Raw genomic sequence first — 17,029 nt, forward strand, 5'->3', positions numbered from 1 at the left:
TAACGGGTATATCGCCATTTTCAACAGTATAAGCAGGTGCATATGGGTTCAGATACACCGGTCAACATTGGCTTACTGTACTCCTTCAGCGGTGTGACGGCGGCACAAGAGTTGTCGCAATGGCGGGGAGCAACACAGGCTATTGCCGAAATTAACCAAAATGGCGGCATCAACGGCAGGCCACTGAATGCGATTCATTTTGACCCACAATCTGACGATACGCAGTTCCGTGCCTTGGCCGAACAATTGATCGTTGAACATGAGGTCAATGTGATTTTTGGCGGCTACACCTCCAGTAGTCGCAAAGCCATGTCACCCGTCGTCGAAAAGTACCGTCGGCTGCTGTTTTACTCGCAACTGTATGAAGGCTTTGAGTTTTCGGAGAATATTTTCTACGGCGGCGCAGCACCTAATCAAAACTGTGTACAACTGGCAGACTATCTCACCGGGCAGTTCGGTGCGCGGGTTTATTTGATTGGTTCCCGCTATATTTACCCTTACGAATGTAATCGCAACATGCAGGAGTTAATTCTGCAACGCCACGATGGCGCGGTCATTGGCGAGCGCTATTTAGATCTGAATGCACCTTATGAGGCGTTTTTGCCCATCATCGAGGAGATCACCAAAAAGCAGCCCGACTTCATCTTCAGTACCGTGGTTGGTCAAACAGTCCCCTTCTTGTATCAGGCTTATCAGGCTGCGGGGCTGGATCCTGACCGCATGCCAATTGGCAGTCTGAATACATCAGAAACCGAGATTGCCATTATGGGGGCGCAAGTGGCACAGGGCCATTTCAGTTCAGCCCCCTATTTCCAAAGCATTAGTACCAAAGCAAATCAATCAGCACTTAAACAATTCCATCAACAATTCGGGCCGGAACTCACCACCGACATGAATTGGGAAGCCACTTACAGCCAGGTGCATCTGTTTGCCAAAGCCATGGCAGAATGCGGCAGCGACCATATTTTCCCACTTTCTGCTGCACTGCGTGGGAGCCAATTTGATGCCCCTCAAGGCCGCATTCGTATTGACCCACTAAATCAACATACTGGACTGTATCCACGCATTGGTATGGCGAATGAGCATGGGCAATTTACCATCGTGCAGGAATCTCGCCGTATCGTCGAACCCGATCCCTATATGACTAATCAGATTCAGGGCGATTGGGTCACGAAGTTAACGACAGTGGGGTATCCACATGCGACCTAGCGATAGCAGAATCAGTGCGACCGCCCTATTACTCAGCCGTGGGATCCGTTGTGTGGTGTTACATCCCGATGATGAAGACGGCGCAACCCTCACTAATCATTTACGCCGAATGGGGTTTAAGGTTCAGGCTTTCTGGCCTATCCCTGAGCAACTCCCCGCCGATACGGATCTGATTTTTTATGCATTACAGTCAGATAACCCGGAACCGGATGTGTCATGGCTCAACCCTAACAAACATGCCCTGATAGCAGTTATTACCTATGAAAATCCGACGTTTATTGATCAAGCACTCAATATGGGCGCGGGCACCACGATAACCACTCCCATTCGTGCCTCAGGCTTATTGTCGGCCATGGTGTTTGCTTTACACCATGCCCAGCAGCAGCGGCAGATGAGTGATCGAATAGAACGGCTGGAGAAAAAAGTGTTGGGGGTTCGCCAGGTCAGTGAGGCCAAAGCCATCCTGATGCGGATGCACAGCATTGGTGAAGAGCAGGCTTACGAGATCCTGCGCCATCAGGCCATGGATAAGCGCATTACCGTCGAAGAGATCTCGTGCGCATTGATTCAAGCCAACGATATTTTCTCTTGGACCACTCCCAGTGCAATCCATAGCCGGAAGAATTGAGTTTAATTGCCGCTATGTGCCAAACCTAAAACTTATTATTTATGAGGATAATCATGTCGATAACGCCTTTTCTTGCAGCCGCAATTCAATTTGAACCCTTAATGTTTGCCAAAGAAGCGAATTTGCGTCAGTTACTGGCATTGGTAGAACAGGCGGCACAGAAAGGTGCACGTCTGATTACCACGCCAGAAATGGCGACCACCGGTTACTGTTGGTTTGATCGACAGGAGATTGCGCCGATGGTCGAAACTGTCCCCGGTGAAAGCACCGCCCGCTTCGCGCAACTGGCACAGCGTTATCAATGCTATATCGTCTTAGGGATGCCAGAAGTGGATCCGCAAACAGCGCTGTATTACAACAGTGCGGTACTCATCGGGCCGCAAGGGGTGATTGGCTGCCATCGCAAAAGCCACCCCTATATTTCAGAACCTAAATGGGCGGCTGCGGGTGATGTCGGGCATCAAGTGTTTGATACACCGCTGGGGCGTATTGGCATGCTGGTCTGTATGGATATTCATTTTCCCGAAACTGCCCGTCTACTGGCACTGGATGGTGTTGATGTCATTTGCCATATCAGCAACTGGCTGGCAGAGCGCACTCCGGCCCCTTACTGGATCAGTCGGGCAATGGAAAATGGCTGCTATCTGTTGGAAAGCAACCGCTGGGGATTAGAGCGCGGCGTGCAATTTAGCGGTGGCAGTTGCATCATTGAACCTGATGGCAACATTGCGGCGGTGGTGGATGGCGGCGATGGAGTTGCTTATGCCGAAATTGACATCAAGCGTAGCCGTCAGCGCCAAGTGTTAGGCGAATTGGTGTTTGAGCAACGCCGCCCTGACTATTATCACGCGCTATTAAGTGACAGTTTTTTATGGAACCCTCAGGATTTCTTTGGGCTTTACGGGCAACGGCCGTTGCCGCCCGGTAAACAGAGCCGTATCACGGTAGCGCAGTTCTCCCCAACAGAACGGGTGGAAGACAATTTGGCAGCAATTACCGCCCTGACAGAAGAGGCAGTGTTACAGCAAGGCAGTGAACTTATCGTGTTCCCGGAGTCAGCCCTGACCGGTTATCTCGCAGGTGCGGCTCAGGCCCAAACACCAGAAAGTCCCGCAGTGCAGGCGTTGGCTCGTCTGGCCATAAAGTTACGGGTATATCTGGTAGTAGGAATGGCCGAAAAACAACAGGATAAGTGTTACAACACCCAGATTCTGTTGGGGCCGGAGGGGGTCATTGGCACCTATCGGCAAATACATTTGTCTCGGGCACATCAAGCTTGGGCTAGCGCTGGGGAGCACTGGCGCGTATTTGATACTGCGCTCGGTAGAGTTGGATTGCTGCTGGGCCATGATGCACTGTTACCCGAATCCGCACGTATTTTGGCCCTGATGGGATGCGACATTATCTCCTGTTCCGCCGCACTTCCTGCGGGGTTCACTGCTGCGCATGCGGGTAGTGCCGTGGTGCAAAATTATCCGATCTCAATGGGAGCCGACCCGCTACACTGGCACTTATTCAGAACCCGCGCGGGGGAAAATAACCTTTATCTGGCCTTTGCTAATGCTGTCGATGATCTCAATGAGCGAGGAGGATATAGCGGAATATTCGGGCCGGAAACCTTCACTTTCCCACGCCTTGAGCGGCTGCTTTGGCAAGAAACGCAAGCTGTAACACAAACCATTAATACCGCGTCTCTCGCCGGCAGCCCCTACCCAACCAATGTGGTGCGCCGTAAAGATCTGGTCACCATGCGCCAGCCCCATCACTACAAACCGTTACTGAATTAGTCCCTTTCCCTGACTAACCCCGGTTAAGTATTGCCGGGGTTGGTGCTATAACCGCGCTATTTTGCACATATGTGCAAAACCCACCACATCACGCAAAATAAAAATGTGATCACAAGCCAAATTTTGTCGTCAAGATCGTTGATGCACACAAAAACCCTATTTCAATTTATTTAATATAAATCAATTCATTAAGCATGAGTGCACATTTGTGCGATAACTAAAGTGGATAATAACGTTTGAATTGATTTTTTATGGAAGATATTGAGAGGTATTCGTTATTTTGTGCTTTTGACTTCAAAAATGGAAAGTGATTATATCAAGCCATAGATAACTTAATGATATTTGCACAAATGTGCAAGAGGTTGAGAATGGAAAAGAGCGACGATCTGCGCCTGATGGTGAAAATTGCACAAATGTATTACGAGCAAAACTTCACACAAGCGGAGATAGCACGCGCGCTCGGTATTTATCGCACCAGTATCAGCCGAATGCTAAAAAAAGTACGCGAGCAGGGCATTGTTACGATTTCAATCAATTATAACTATAACGAGAATTTGTTACTGGAACAGCAGTTGAAATCGCGCTTTAAATTACGGGAGGCGATAGTCGTCTCTTCAGAGCACGATCAATCGCCAGAACACCAGTTGATATTAATGGCAAAACAGTGTGCCGCCTTGCTGAACCGAATTATTGAGAATGGCGATATCCTCGGCTTCTCTTGGGGCAGTGCGATTGCCACCCTGGTTGAGCAAATGGATACATCACCGGTATCGCGTCAGTTAACCTGTATCCCGATGGTGGGTGGCCCCTCAGGTAAACTGGAAAGCCGTTATCATGTGAATACACTGGTTTATAGCGCCGCAATGAAATTAAAAGGCGAGTCATTGTTGATCGATTTCCCGGCAATTTTGGAAAAAAGTGTTATCCGTGATGGCATTGTGCAATCTCAGCATTATCAGGCTATCGCTGACTACTGGCAGCGGCTGGATATCGCTATATTCGGTATTGGTTCACCCAATATCTCGGGTAATTCCACCTGGCGTGCTTTTTATGGCAGTGATGTTATTGATCACTTTAATGACCGACAAGTTGCTGGTGATATTTGTTCGCGCTTTTACGATTTACAGGGCAATCCGGTGGAAACCTATATTAGCGATAAGACAATTACCATCGACTTAGAGAAAATTAAAAAAGCCCGTTACTCCATCGGTATTGCACATTCTCATGAAAAAATCAGCGGGATCATCGGAGCAATTAAAGGGAAATATATTAATAGTTTGGTGACTACCAAAGAAACCGCTGAGGAGATACTCAGACTGACGGCATAAAATTCAGCTAAAGAAATACAATGAGGGAAGGTTTACTGTCAGTCATGATTAACTTTTCCTCTTTATACAAAAAAATCAATTAATCGCACTTTAGGGTGTGTGGTTAAGTATTAGCAAAATTCAGAACGGCAGGAATATCCGATGGGTGATTGGTTTACATTTAAACATAGCGTGATAAGAGGTGACTATTATGGTTAGTGTCATTTTTTGTGCTCACGGTGATTTAGCGGTTTCAATGCTTAATTCCGTCAATATGGTGTATGGCGCAACACAAAATATTACCCCGCTGTTATTTAACCGTGGTGAAAATGCCGAAGATTTAGTGACAAAAATGCAAGATGTGATGGCACATAGTGACGGTTACTCTTGGCTAATTGCAGTTGATTTGCAGGGCGGCAGCCCGTACAACGCGGCCACCCGGCTGGCATTCAACAATCACAACATTCAAGTTATCAGTGGGTTATCACTACCATTGGCGCTGGAGATTGCTGATAACCAGCACTCGATGGCAGCAAGAGAACTGGCTGATTACTTACTGGAAATTGGCGCGCAATGTGTGCAGTCATTCCACCACTTACAGAATGTCGAAGAAGAAGAGGCCGACTTTATATGAAAATCAATCTGGCAAGAATTGACGACCGACTGATTCACGGTCAGGTCACCACGGTATGGGCGAAAGAGGCCAAAGCCGGGCGGATTATTATCTGTAGCGACGAAGTCTATAACGATGATATCCGTAAAACGTTATTAAAACAGGCAGCACCGCCGGGAATAAAAGTAAACGTGGTTAACATCGAAAAGGCCGTCGCGGTTTACCACAATCCTAAATACATTAACGATACGGTTTTTTATTTATTTACCAATCCGACCGATGTTTTACGGCTGGTGGATCAAGACGTAAAAATTGAAGTTATTAATATTGGTGGCATGGCATTTAAACAAGGTAAAAGGCAATTAACTAAAGCAGTATCAGTTGATCAGGAGGATATTAAAGCCTTTTATGCCTTAGCTGAACGTGGCGTACATTTGGATTTACGGGTAGTCACTTCCGACCCGCAGGTTGATGTGATTAAAAAGATACGTGAACTGGAGTCTAAATAACAATATTTAGCACAACCGACAAATAATAACGCAGGTTTTATTAAACATTTAAATCCGCTTACTCAACCTGGGCAATGAAACTATTTAATGATAATCCAAGGCGATAGTAGCCAAGGTTAATAGGAATATATTGCCGAAAGGGGTCCACCATGGAAATAAGTTTAGTACAGATAATCTTAATCTTTATTTTCTCATGCATCGCCGGTATGGGCAGTGTGCTGGATGAATTTCAAACTCATCGGCCATTAATCGCCTGTACCATTACTGGCCTGATTCTCGGTGATATGACCACCGGCGTTATTCTCGGCGGTACCTTGGAATTGATCGCCCTTGGGTGGATGAACGTCGGTGCGGCGCAATCTCCCGATTCCGCCCTCGCCAGTATCATTTCAACCATTCTGGTCATTGTCGGCCATCAAAACATTGCCACCGGGATTGCTATCGCCCTACCCGTGGCGGCAGCCGGTCAGGTGCTGACAGTCTTCGCCCGTACCATTACCGTGGTTTTCCAGCACGCAGCAGATAGGGCCGCAGAAAAAGCCAACTTTGCCATGATCGACTTAATGCACGTCTCAGCCTTACTGGTTCAGGCTCTGCGTGTAGCGATACCGGTTTTGATCGTATCCATCTTTGTCAGTGCCGATACCGTCAGTCACATGCTCAGCGCGATCCCAACCGTGGTCACCCATGGGTTACAAATCTCAGGCGGATTTATTGTGGTAGTCGGTTACGCCATGGTGCTCAACATGATGGGCGTGAAATACCTTATGCCCTTCTTCTTCCTCGGTTTTATTGTCGGTGGCTACCTTGGTTTCAGCCTGCTCGCCTTTGGTGGCATCGGCCTGATTATTGCCTTGCTATATATCCAGTTAAATCCTTTGTATCAGAAACCGGCGGCCTCTGCGACGTCAGCCAGCCACGCCAAACTTGATGAATTAGAAGATTAGGAGACGCTGAAATGAGCACACCTCACAAACAATTAACTCGCTCTGATCTGTTTAAAATGTTCTTACGCAGTAACTTACAACAAGCCTCTTTTAACTATGAACGTATCCACGGCTTAGGTTTTTGCTATGACATGGTGCCCGCAATCAAGCGTTTGTACCCATTGAAAGCAGATCAGGTTGCTGCCTTAAAACGTCATTTGGTGTTCTTCAACACTACTCCCGCAGTCTGTGGCCCGGTCATTGGGGTGACGGCGGCGATGGAAGAAGCGCGAGCCAATGGGGCCGACATTGATGAAGGGGCAATTAATAGTCTGAAAGTCGGGCTAATGGGGCCATTAGCCGGGGTCGGTGACCCATTAATCTGGGGAACGTTACGCCCAATCACCGCAGCCTTGGGGGCTTCGCTGGCGCTAAATGGCAACGTGCTAGGCCCGATCTTGTTCTTCTTATCCTTCAACTCTGTTCGTCTGGCATTGAAATGGTTCGGCCTGCAATACGGCTTTTCCAAAGGGGTCAATATCGTCAAAGACCTTGGCGGCAATCTGCTACAAAAGCTGACGGAAGGCGCGTCCATTCTGGGCCTGTTTATCATGGGAGTTTTGGTCACTAAATGGACCAGCATCAATGTGCCACTGGTCATTTCGAAAACACCGGCACAGGACGGCAGCACAGTAACCATGACGGTGCAAAACATTCTGGATCAGCTCTGTCCCGGCCTGTTAGCACTGGCACTAACCCTGTTAATGATGCGTTTACTCAAACGTAAAATTAACCCTATCTGGCTTATCTTCTCCTTGTTTGGCCTTGGAATTTTAGGCTCATGGCTTGGCATTCTTTCCTGATTCATGCCAAGGAGATTTTTTTATTCGATTTGCTGTTTTTTTATCTTTAAAAATGATTGAGGTGGTTCCAAATGAAAACCAAAGCATTGCGTTTATATGGTAAGAATGACCTACGACTGGAAAGCTTCACCTTACCGGAAATAAATGATGATGAAATTCTGGCAACGGTAGTGACCGACAGTATTTGTCTTTCTTCGTGGAAAGAAGCCAATCTGGGGGCTGAGCATAAAAAGGTGCCGGATAATGTGGCAGAAAATCCGATTATTATCGGCCATGAATTTTGCGGCGATATTTTACAAGTAGGTAAAAAATGGCAGCATAAATTTAAACCCGGCAGCCGTTATGTGATTCAAGCCAACTTGCAATTACCCGATCGCCCTGACTGCCCAGGCTATTCATTCCCTTACGTCGGCGGCGAAGCCACCCATGTGGTTATCCCTAATGAGGTGATGGAACAAGACTGCCTGCTACCTTATCAAGGTGAAAGCTACTTCGAAGGTTCCTTGGTAGAACCGCTTTCTTGTGTTATCGGCGCATTTAACGCCAATTACCATCTTATTCCCGGCACTTACCAGCATAAAATGGGCATAAAAGCCGGTGGGAATGTGTTAATTCTCGGCGGTACCGGCCCGATGGGATTATTGGCCATTGATTACGCACTGCACGGGCCAGTCAATCCACAATTACTGGTGATAACTGACCGTCACCAGCAAAAACTGGATTATGCCGCCCGCCTGTATCCGAGCGAATCATCAACAGCAGTACATTATCTCAATACCAAACAAACAGAGGATCAGTTTGAGCGTTTAATGGCACTAACTGGCGGCAAAGGCTATGACGATATATTTGTCTTCGTACCTTCCGCAGAATTAGTCACCCTGGCTTCAAGCTTATTGGCACCGGACGGCTGCTTTAATTTCTTTGCCGGCCCGCAGGATAAGAATTTTATGGCATCGATTAATTTCTACGATATCCATTATTCATTTACCCATTATGTCGGTACCTCTGGCGGTAATACTGATGATATGCGCGAAGCAGTAAAATTAATTGAAGCGAAGAAGGTGAATGCCGGCAAAGTGGTCTCCCATATTCTGGGTTTAAATGACGCGGCAGAGACCACCTTAAATCTACCGCAGATTATTGGCGGTAAGAAATTGGTCTATACCGGTAAAAATATCCCGCTGACGTCATTGAGTGAGTTGATGAGCCAATCACAAAAGCTGCCGTTATTACAGGAACTCCAGGCTATTTTGCGTAAAACCGACGGTTTGTGGTCGAAAGAAGCAGAAGATTTTGTTTTGGTGCACGCCCAAGAGATTTAACCTTTTGACTGGGGCGGCAAATAGCCACTGTCGCCCTCAACTCACTCCGGCAGATGCTTCGCCGTTGATTCATCGGTGGTTGCATCATTCTCCACCGCGCTCAACAACACATCCAATAAACCGGGGAAACGGGCATCGATATCATCGCGTCGCAGTGATAGCAAACTCTCGCGCCCGCAAGGCCGCTGCCAGATAACACCGCTTTCCCGCAATACGCGCCAATGATGGGTCAGGGTGGATTTAGACAACCCTTGCACTAACGTACCACATGCATGCTCCCCACCAGCCGCCAACCTACGTACTACCGCTAACCGCAGCGGATTACCTAAAGCCGTCAGCACATTTTCCAGCCGGATCTGCTCACGCTCAGGGTGATTTGCAATCATAGTATTCCTATAGATAAGTGACAGGCCAGCGCCTGATTTAGCCACTGCTACGCACCTTAGCGCGGCAATATAGCCTATACGCCATCTCGACCCTACAATTAATTCTCATGCAATGCTGAAAGCTACCCAGCCGTTGTACGCCGTCAGTATTGCATATTTTAAGAACAAATGATTAAATTGTACGTGTATATTCGTACAATTGGACTATACTGCTTTCGACTGATTGATCAACCAAGATCATAACTTAACAACTTCCCGGCAGAGCAGCAAACCGCCCGCCCCGAAATTGCCATTATCTTTTAAGGACTTAATATGGCACGTAAAACTCCTATCGAGCGCTATCGCAACATCGGTATCTCCGCCCACATCGACGCCGGTAAAACAACCACCACTGAGCGTATTCTGTTCTACACCGGCGTCAGTCATAAGCTGGGTGAAGTGCATGATGGTGGCGCGACAACTGACTGGATGGCTCAGGAGCAGGAACGTGGCATTACCATTACATCGGCTGCCGTGACCTGCTTCTGGAAAGGTATGGACCGTACCTTACCGGAACACCGTATTAATATTATCGACACCCCTGGGCACGTGGATTTCACCATTGAGGTGGAACGCTCCATGCGGGTACTCGACGGTGCAGTCATGGTGTATGACGCGGTCGGTGGCGTACAGCCACAATCAGAAACGGTTTGGCGTCAGGCTAACAAGTACCGTGTGCCACGATTGGCTTTCGTCAATAAGATGGACCGCCCAGGTGCTGATTTCTTCCGCGTCAGGCAGATGATGATTGACCGCCTGAAGGCCAATCCAGTGCCGATTGTGATCCCGATCGGCAGTGAAGAACACTTTATCGGTGTGGTGGATCTCCGTTTGATGCGAGCCATTATCTGGGATGAAGCGTCTCAGGGTATGACATTCAGTTACGCTCCGATCCCGGAAAACTTGCTGGCAACCGCCAATGAGTGGCGCGAGAAGATGGTCGCTGAAGCGGCTGAAGCCTCAGAGGCACTCATGACCGAGTATCTGGAGACCGGTGACCTGACGCTGGAAGAGGTCACCCTGGGTCTGCGTATCCGCACCATTGCCGGCGAAATACAGCCCATGATGTGCGGCAGTGCCTTTAAAAACAAAGGTGTGCAACGGATGCTGGATGCAGTGGTTGAATTGATGCCGTCACCGGTTGATATCCCGCCGGTCAGTGGCACCGATGAAGATGGCAATGAAGTCAGTCGCCGCGCCGATGATAATGAAAAATTCTCGGCACTGGCATTTAAACTGATGACTGACCCCTACGTCGGCCAGTTAACATTCGTGCGGGTTTACTCTGGTGTGTTGCGTAAAGGTGATAGCGTTTATAACCCGATTCGCGGCAAAAAAGAGCGCATTGGCCGTATTGTTCAGATGCATGCCAATAACCGCATTGAAGTTGATGAAATCTGCGCCGGCGATATTGCAGCCTGTGTCGGTTTAAAAGATGTCACCACTGGCGAGACGTTGTGTGACCCGGATGCCGTGATTACCTTAGTACGGATGGAGTTCCCCGAACCGGTGATTTCGCAAGCGATTGAACCGAAGACCAAAGTCGATCAGGAGAAAATGGGGATCGCATTACAACGGTTGGCATCAGAGGATCCGTCGTTCCGTATCCGTACTGACGAAGAATCAGGCCAAACCATTATTTCCGGTATGGGCGAGTTACATCTGGAGATAATTGTCGATCGGATGAAACGTGAGTTCGGTGTGGAAGCCAATATCGGTAAACCACAGGTGACCTACCGAGAAACCGTGCGTAAAACCGTGACTGACGTCGAAGGCAAATTTGTGCGGCAGTCTGGTGGTAAGGGGCAATATGGCCATGTAGTCTTTACCCTCGAACCCCAGGAAGCGGGCAGTGGCTTTGCGTTTGTTGATGCAACTAAAGGCGGTGTGGTCCCGCGTGAATATATTGGTGCGGTAGAGAAAGGGGTACTCGAAGCCACCAATACAGGCGTATTGGCCGGTTATCCGGTAGTGGATGTGAAAGTAACACTGACTTTCGGTTCCTATCACGAAGTGGATTCATCGGAACTGGCGTTTAAAATGGCCGCCATCTTTGGTTTCAAAGAAGCGGTCAAACAGGCGTCACCGGTGATTCTGGAACCCGTGATGAGTGTGGAAGTAGAAACACCGGAAGAGTACGCCGGTAACGTGATGGGCGACCTTTCTTCTCGCCGTGGCTTGGTTCAAGGCATGGAAGAGATGATTGGCGGCGGGAAGATTATTCGTGCAGAAGTGCCGTTATCCGAAATGTTCGGTTACTCCACCGTGCTGCGTTCCATGTCGCAAGGCCGTGCCACCTATACCATGGAGTTCAAGCACTATGCTGAAGCACCACGTAATGTCGCCGATACGATTATTGCCGCACGGGGCAGTAAGGGCTAAACGTTAAACCGCAGTAACATACTCAGCCGCCAGTGGGAAATTTTACGCTGGCGGCCTTTAATTGGCTAGATAGCAACCCGCCGGCTAATCTCTACCACTTGATCGCTGGGTAAATGATAGTAATCAGTCACATGAGTGCAATTTCTGACCATAAAAGCAAAGCTGCTCCGTTGCCATGCCGGTAATCCCCTGCCATCTTCACGGCCCACAATGGTTTCATGGCCTAAATAATAGGTCACATCATCCAGCTCAAACTGACAATCCATATCGGCAATACGTTGTAATAATGCTGGTATATGCGGCCGCTCCATAAAACCGTATTGTGCCGTTCCGCGCCAATAATCTGGCGCTTGCTCGGTCATCACCAGCCGTTCTGCCGCATCCGCCCGTGGAACATTCAAAATAGTGATCGTCAGTGATAACACTTTCTGTTGTAGGGCGCGATTACGGGCCACATGCCAGCGCATGACTGGGGGAATATCATTCTGAGTGCGGGTCAAAAACACCGCAGAACCCGATACTCGAGGGATATTTTTATCGCGAATTTTAGTAAAGAATTCATCGCTTCCCACCACTTTCTCGCTGATAGCGAGTGAGGTTGCTTTAACCCCTCGGTGCCATACCAACATCACAGTACAGACCACAGCCGCCAGCAGCAGCGGGATATAACCGCCATCCAACACTTTGATGAGATTAGAGATTAAAAAGCTGGTATCGATAATCAGAAATCCCCCCGCCACTAACATGCTGGTTGCTAAATTCCAACGCCATATCTTGCGCATAGCGACAAATAACAAACCAGACGTCATCAACATCGTTAACGACACTGCAATACCGTAAGCTGCGGCCAGGTTTTCAGAGGATTTAAAGAATACAGCCAGAAATATAGTCACTATCATTAATAGCCAATTGATCGTGCCAATATAAATTTGCCCGTAGCTCTCTGCTGCTGTCTGCTTAATCCGCAAACGAGGTAGCCACCCTAATTGAATCGCCTGGCGGGTCATGGAAAACGCGCCGGTAATAATCGCCTGACTGGCAATAATGGTCGCGAGTGTTGCCAGAATCACCAACGGAAGTTGCATTACCGGCGGGCACAAACGGAAGAAAATATTATGTGAAATATCAGCACCGGCTAAAATCAGCGCCGACTGACCGGCATAATTAAGTAACAGACTGGGAAAAACCAAACCGAACCACGCCATCCAGATAGGTTTTTTACCAAAATGCCCCATGTCCGCATATAAGGCTTCCGCCCCGGTGACACACAGAAAAATACCGCCTAATACCAGAAAGCTGGCAAGGCCATTGGAGAACAAGAACTTGATGCCATAGTATGGATTAATAGCCAGCAACACTGCTGGGTGTTGAACTATCCCCCATATTCCCAGCCCCGCAATAGCGAAAAACCACAGTGCCATGATTGGGCCAAAAACTTTGCCTATTTTCGCGGTACCAAAAGGCTGAAGAGCAAATAACGCAACCAAAATAATTACTGTCGCAGGCAAAATATAGGGCTGAGCGTCTGGAAGAACAATTTTTAGACCTTCAAGGGCTGAGAGCACAGATATCGCTGGCGTAATGGCACCATCACCGTAAATTAATGCCGCACCGAGTAAGGCAGAAAAAATAACCCACTTGTTCCCCTTCCCCTTACGTACCAACAGCGACATTAAGGCCATAATGCCCCCTTCACCATTGTTATCAATACGCATGGCGAAAACGGCATACTTTACTGAGGTAACCAGAATCAGGGTCCAGATAATCAGTGATAACAAACCCATTATCACCGCAGGTGTCGGGTTATTTCCTGACAGCAACAGGACGGTTTTCAGTGTGTAGAGAGGACTGGTACCGATATCACCGAAAACCACGCCGAGCGCGCCGCCCGCGAGCACGATCCCGCGAGGTGACTTTTGAGTGGCTACGCGATTGGCAGCCAGTGCCATATTGTCCATTACAACATCCCTTTATTTGTTTACTCCACTATAGCGCAAGGAGTTATTTAAATTCCTCTATGAACAATATAGACACAAAAAAAGTCAGCCACACAACTCGCGGGGCTGAGACTAAATGGCAATAAACCGGAACTGACGGCACGTTATCGGTATATTTTTCAGTAAAAACAAACGAGGCAATACTGTGCCCCGTTTGTTTAACTTCATAATGCGGCCAACAAGGTCAAATATTCGCCGCCGCGAGATACTTTTTCATCTCTTCGGCAGGTACCATCCCACCGCCGGTGGCCCAAACCAGATGGGTCGCATTCTGCATTTTCTCAGCACTAAAGTGGTTATTGCTTAAATAGTCAGAACACTGACTTACCCGCGCCGCACCTGGCATTCCAGCCAGTGCCGAAGGCTCCAACTGAATACCTTCATCACGATTTAGCAACCCGAGCAGATCGTACATCTCAGCATCACTTAAGGTATAAAAACCATCCAGTAAATGCTCCATAGCGCGGCCAACAAACCCTGATGCCCGCCCTACCGCCAAACCATCTGCGGCGGTGATGTTATCGATACCAATATCCTGTACGGAGATACCATCATGCAGGCCAGTATAGACACCTAATAACATGCACGGCGAATGACTCGGTTCGGCAAAAATGCAATGCACATGGTCACCAAACGCTAGCTTCAGGCCGAAAGCAACCCCGCCAGGGCCACCACCCACACCACAAGGCAGATAAACGAACAGCGGATGGTTTTCATCAACCACAATCTGCTGCTCGGCAAACTGTTTTTTCAGCCGGCTGCCTGCCACCGAGTAGCCCAAAAAGAGTGTTGGCGAGTTCTCATCGTCGATAAAGAAGCAATTCGGATCAGATTCTGCCTCTTTGCGCCCTTGTGCCACCGCCACGCCATAGTCCTGTGCATACTCAACTACATTTACGCCGTGTTCACGCAGTTTGCATTTTTTCCATTCACGCGCATCGGCAGACATATGTACACTGACACTGAACCCCAGCTTGGCACTCATGATGCCAATCGACATCCCCAGATTACCGGTAGACCCCACCGCGATGCTGTACTGGCTGAAAAATTGGCGGAAATCATCTGAGAACAGTTTGCTGTAATCATCGGTTTCGGCCAATAACCCAGCCTGTAGCGCCAACTTTTCAGCATGGGTTAACACTTCATAAATGCCGCCACGCGCTTTAATCGAACCAGAAATCGGCAGGTGGCTATCTTTTTTTAATAGCAGTCGACCGCTAATTTCAACGCCGTATCGCTGTTGCAACGTCTCTTTCATGGTGGGAATCGCCACGATATCAGATTCAATAATACCGTGGGTCTTTTGTGTTTCAGGGAATGCCTGACACAGATAGGGCGCAAAGCGTTGCAGCCGTGCCTCGGCATCCGCCACATCCCACTGCGTTAATCCAACATATGGCAATCCCTCTGCCAATGTGGTTGATAACGGGTTAAACCAAGTGACCTCCTCTAAATTGATAAGCTTTTTGACCAAAGGAAAGTCGGTAATTAATTTATCAATTTCAGTGTGTTTCATAGCATGTCTCTTTTCGGTCATATGATGTAAGAAAGTAGGAAGGTCGTACCTAATGCGATCACCGAGGCGATGAAAGTCGCGGTGGTGTAATATTTAAATGTCTCATTAAGGGTGGCACCGCAGTATTGCTTTACCAACCAGAATAGCGAGTCAGTGACGATGGTGAAACCAATGGCACCGGAGCCAATCGCCAAGGTGATAATTTCTGGGCTGACATTGGGATACATCGGTAATATCGGTGCCACTATCGCCGTCGCCCCCATCATTGCTACCGTAGCCGAGCCAACCGCCGCATGCAGAATCAAGGCCACCAACCAGGCCAGTAGAATCGGGTGCATATCCAGATTGGATAAAATCACTGCCAGCGTATCTGCCAAACCACTGGCTTTTAATATGCCGTTAAAAGCCCCACCGGCACCGATAATCAACAGGATATTAGCAATCGAGGAGAAACCATCTTCGGTTTTAGCCAGCAGCGCACTCATACCCATATTTTGGCGGATGCCCAGCATGTAGTAGGCCACAAACGCGGCAATAAACATGGCGGTAATGGGGTTACCGATAAACGATAATACTGAATATAACGGAGTGCCTTTTTCCATATTCAGTTCTGCGGCGGTTTTCGCCAACATCAGAATAATGGGCAGTAATACGGTAAATAGAGTTGCCCCCAAAGAGGGCAATTCATCTTCGTTGCGCACTTTAATTTCAGAGAACGCTTGCGGTACCGCTTTAAAGGGCAGTCGATTACCCACTAACCGTAAGAATAACGGCCCACCAATTAATGATGCTGACAGCCCAACCACCAGCCCGTAGACAATCACAGTGCCAATGTCAGCCCCTAAGGCATTGGTGACATACATGGCTGCCGGATGCGGTGGCACCACACAGTGAACGGCCATTAGCGCCGTACACAACGGGATTGCCAGTTTTAATAGCGAGGTATTGGTCTTTCTTGCGATGGAAAAAGCCAGTGGAATCAATAACACCACACCCACTTCAACAAATAGCGTAATGCCACAGATCAACCCAACTAACACCATCGTGACATCAGGTGATAGCCAGCGGCAACGTTGTAAGGTGATACCGATGCGCTCTGCCGCACCCGATATCTCCATCATTTTGCCTAAAATGGTGCCCAGCCCGATCACTGCGGCTAAAAAGCCCAGCGTCCCGCCAATCCCACTTTCAATGGAATTAACCATCTCAATGGGATTCATGCCCATTAATAGCCCGACATAAAAACTGGCTAATAATAGCGCCAGAAAAGGATGTATTTTCAGTTTTACAATGGTGAAGATGATAATAATGATACTTGATAATAACGTACCCACTACCCATATTTGTGAGTCCATAGCCAACCTCATCTAATAATAAGTTCTATCACTATTGAATAAGAATTAGCCGGGGCTGACAAATGATGAAAATCCAGCTTCAGATGAGCTAGATTGACCCAAATAGGTAATATCAGTCAAAGTTTTATGATTTATTCAGGTTTGCATCACATTAGATAACCCTAAATATCTGCGCCAGCAATAAATACGG

At 48.1% G+C, this 17,029-nt stretch carries 14 protein-coding genes; 10 read left to right on the forward strand and 4 right to left on the reverse strand.

Annotated elements, in window-relative coordinates; translation table 11 throughout:
- The first annotated feature begins 42 nt into the window (after positions 1-42).
- The 9 genes from EL015_RS16920 (at position 43) to EL015_RS16960 (ending at position 9,164) form a co-directional block, all read left to right on the forward strand.
- Entirely contained in the window at positions 43-1,209 is a 1,167-nt protein-coding gene (locus EL015_RS16920) for a transporter substrate-binding domain-containing protein (protein ID WP_005181894.1), read from the forward strand.
- A complete protein-coding gene (locus EL015_RS16925; RefSeq protein ID WP_032905523.1) occupies positions 1,199-1,837 on the forward strand; it encodes an ANTAR domain-containing response regulator in 639 nt (212 codons plus the stop codon). Before EL015_RS16920 ends, EL015_RS16925 begins: the two co-directional genes overlap by 11 nt.
- A gap of 53 nt (positions 1,838-1,890) precedes the next feature.
- Positions 1,891-3,624 carry a nitrilase-related carbon-nitrogen hydrolase gene (locus EL015_RS16930; RefSeq protein ID WP_032905522.1) on the forward strand — a complete coding sequence of 578 codons (1,734 nt, stop codon included), beginning with the start codon at positions 1,891-1,893 and terminating at the stop codon, positions 3,622-3,624.
- Positions 3,625-3,992: 368 nt separating this feature from the next.
- The gene (locus EL015_RS16935) at positions 3,993-4,952 is read left to right on the forward strand and encodes a sugar-binding transcriptional regulator (RefSeq protein WP_005181885.1); all 960 of its coding nucleotides are present in this window, start codon (positions 3,993-3,995) and stop codon (positions 4,950-4,952) included.
- Between the two features lie 190 nt (positions 4,953-5,142).
- The gene (locus EL015_RS16940; protein ID WP_032905521.1) at positions 5,143-5,565 is read left to right on the forward strand and encodes a PTS sugar transporter subunit IIA; all 423 of its coding nucleotides are present in this window, start codon (positions 5,143-5,145) and stop codon (positions 5,563-5,565) included.
- Positions 5,562-6,053 carry a mannose/fructose/sorbose PTS transporter subunit IIB gene (locus EL015_RS16945; RefSeq protein WP_032905519.1) on the forward strand — a complete coding sequence of 164 codons (492 nt, stop codon included), beginning with the start codon at positions 5,562-5,564 and terminating at the stop codon, positions 6,051-6,053. Before EL015_RS16940 ends, EL015_RS16945 begins: the two co-directional genes overlap by 4 nt.
- 149 nt (positions 6,054-6,202) lie before the next feature.
- Entirely contained in the window at positions 6,203-7,000 is a 798-nt protein-coding gene (locus EL015_RS16950; protein ID WP_032905517.1) for a PTS mannose/fructose/sorbose transporter subunit IIC, read from the forward strand.
- Between the two features lie 11 nt (positions 7,001-7,011).
- Entirely contained in the window at positions 7,012-7,842 is an 831-nt protein-coding gene (locus EL015_RS16955) for a PTS system mannose/fructose/sorbose family transporter subunit IID (protein WP_005181874.1), read from the forward strand.
- 71 nt (positions 7,843-7,913) lie between these two features.
- Entirely contained in the window at positions 7,914-9,164 is a 1,251-nt protein-coding gene (locus EL015_RS16960) for a zinc-binding dehydrogenase (RefSeq protein WP_005181872.1), read from the forward strand.
- 41 nt (positions 9,165-9,205) lie between these two features.
- On the opposite strand, the gene EL015_RS16965 is transcribed toward EL015_RS16960, so the two are convergent.
- The gene (locus tag EL015_RS16965) at positions 9,206-9,550 is read right to left on the reverse strand and encodes an ArsR/SmtB family transcription factor (RefSeq protein WP_005181869.1); all 345 of its coding nucleotides are present in this window, start codon (positions 9,548-9,550) and stop codon (positions 9,206-9,208) included.
- Between the two features lie 312 nt (positions 9,551-9,862).
- Between EL015_RS16965 and fusA the strand changes: the two genes are divergently transcribed.
- A complete protein-coding gene (fusA, locus tag EL015_RS16970; RefSeq protein WP_005181867.1) occupies positions 9,863-11,971 on the forward strand; it encodes an elongation factor G in 2,109 nt (702 codons plus the stop codon).
- A gap of 65 nt (positions 11,972-12,036) precedes the next feature.
- On the opposite strand, the gene EL015_RS16975 is transcribed toward fusA, so the two are convergent.
- The 3 genes from EL015_RS16975 to dsdX all read right to left on the reverse strand — a co-directional run bounded on the left by EL015_RS16975 (position 12,037) and on the right by dsdX (position 16,839).
- Positions 12,037-13,920, reverse strand: coding sequence for a potassium transporter Kup (locus EL015_RS16975; protein WP_126286829.1), 1,884 nt, complete (start codon positions 13,918-13,920; stop codon positions 12,037-12,039).
- 232 nt (positions 13,921-14,152) lie between these two features.
- Positions 14,153-15,484 (reverse strand): D-serine ammonia-lyase, encoded by a 1,332-nt coding sequence (locus EL015_RS16980; protein ID WP_005181859.1) that lies wholly within the window; start codon positions 15,482-15,484, stop codon positions 14,153-14,155.
- Between the two features lie 17 nt (positions 15,485-15,501).
- On the reverse strand, positions 15,502-16,839 hold the full coding sequence (gene dsdX / locus EL015_RS16985) for a D-serine transporter DsdX (RefSeq protein ID WP_005181856.1): 1,338 nt from the start codon (positions 16,837-16,839) through the stop codon (positions 15,502-15,504).
- Positions 16,840-17,029: the final 190 nt, after the last annotated feature.

The sequence above is a fragment of the Yersinia intermedia genome, from assembly GCF_900635455.1.
GTDB lineage: Bacteria > Pseudomonadota > Gammaproteobacteria > Enterobacterales > Enterobacteriaceae > Yersinia > Yersinia intermedia.

Coding starts and splice junctions, on each gene's coding strand:
- fusA (WP_005181867.1), top strand. CDS start 9,863: ATGGCACGTAAAACTCCTATCGAGCGCTATCGCAACATCGGTATCTCC.
- EL015_RS16925 (WP_032905523.1), top strand. CDS start 1,199: ATGCGACCTAGCGATAGCAGAATCAGTGCGACCGCCCTATTACTCAGC.
- EL015_RS16950 (WP_032905517.1), top strand. CDS start 6,203: ATGGAAATAAGTTTAGTACAGATAATCTTAATCTTTATTTTCTCATGC.
- EL015_RS16945 (WP_032905519.1), top strand. CDS start 5,562: ATGAAAATCAATCTGGCAAGAATTGACGACCGACTGATTCACGGTCAG.
- EL015_RS16940 (WP_032905521.1), top strand. CDS start 5,143: ATGGTTAGTGTCATTTTTTGTGCTCACGGTGATTTAGCGGTTTCAATG.
- EL015_RS16920 (WP_005181894.1), top strand. CDS start 43: ATGGGTTCAGATACACCGGTCAACATTGGCTTACTGTACTCCTTCAGC.
- EL015_RS16930 (WP_032905522.1), top strand. CDS start 1,891: ATGTCGATAACGCCTTTTCTTGCAGCCGCAATTCAATTTGAACCCTTA.
- EL015_RS16975 (WP_126286829.1), bottom strand. CDS start 13,920: ATGGCACTGGCTGCCAATCGCGTAGCCACTCAAAAGTCACCTCGCGGG.
- EL015_RS16960 (WP_005181872.1), top strand. CDS start 7,914: ATGAAAACCAAAGCATTGCGTTTATATGGTAAGAATGACCTACGACTG.
- dsdX (WP_005181856.1), bottom strand. CDS start 16,839: ATGGACTCACAAATATGGGTAGTGGGTACGTTATTATCAAGTATCATT.
- EL015_RS16980 (WP_005181859.1), bottom strand. CDS start 15,484: ATGAAACACACTGAAATTGATAAATTAATTACCGACTTTCCTTTGGTC.
- EL015_RS16935 (WP_005181885.1), top strand. CDS start 3,993: ATGGAAAAGAGCGACGATCTGCGCCTGATGGTGAAAATTGCACAAATG.
- EL015_RS16965 (WP_005181869.1), bottom strand. CDS start 9,550: ATGATTGCAAATCACCCTGAGCGTGAGCAGATCCGGCTGGAAAATGTG.
- EL015_RS16955 (WP_005181874.1), top strand. CDS start 7,012: ATGAGCACACCTCACAAACAATTAACTCGCTCTGATCTGTTTAAAATG.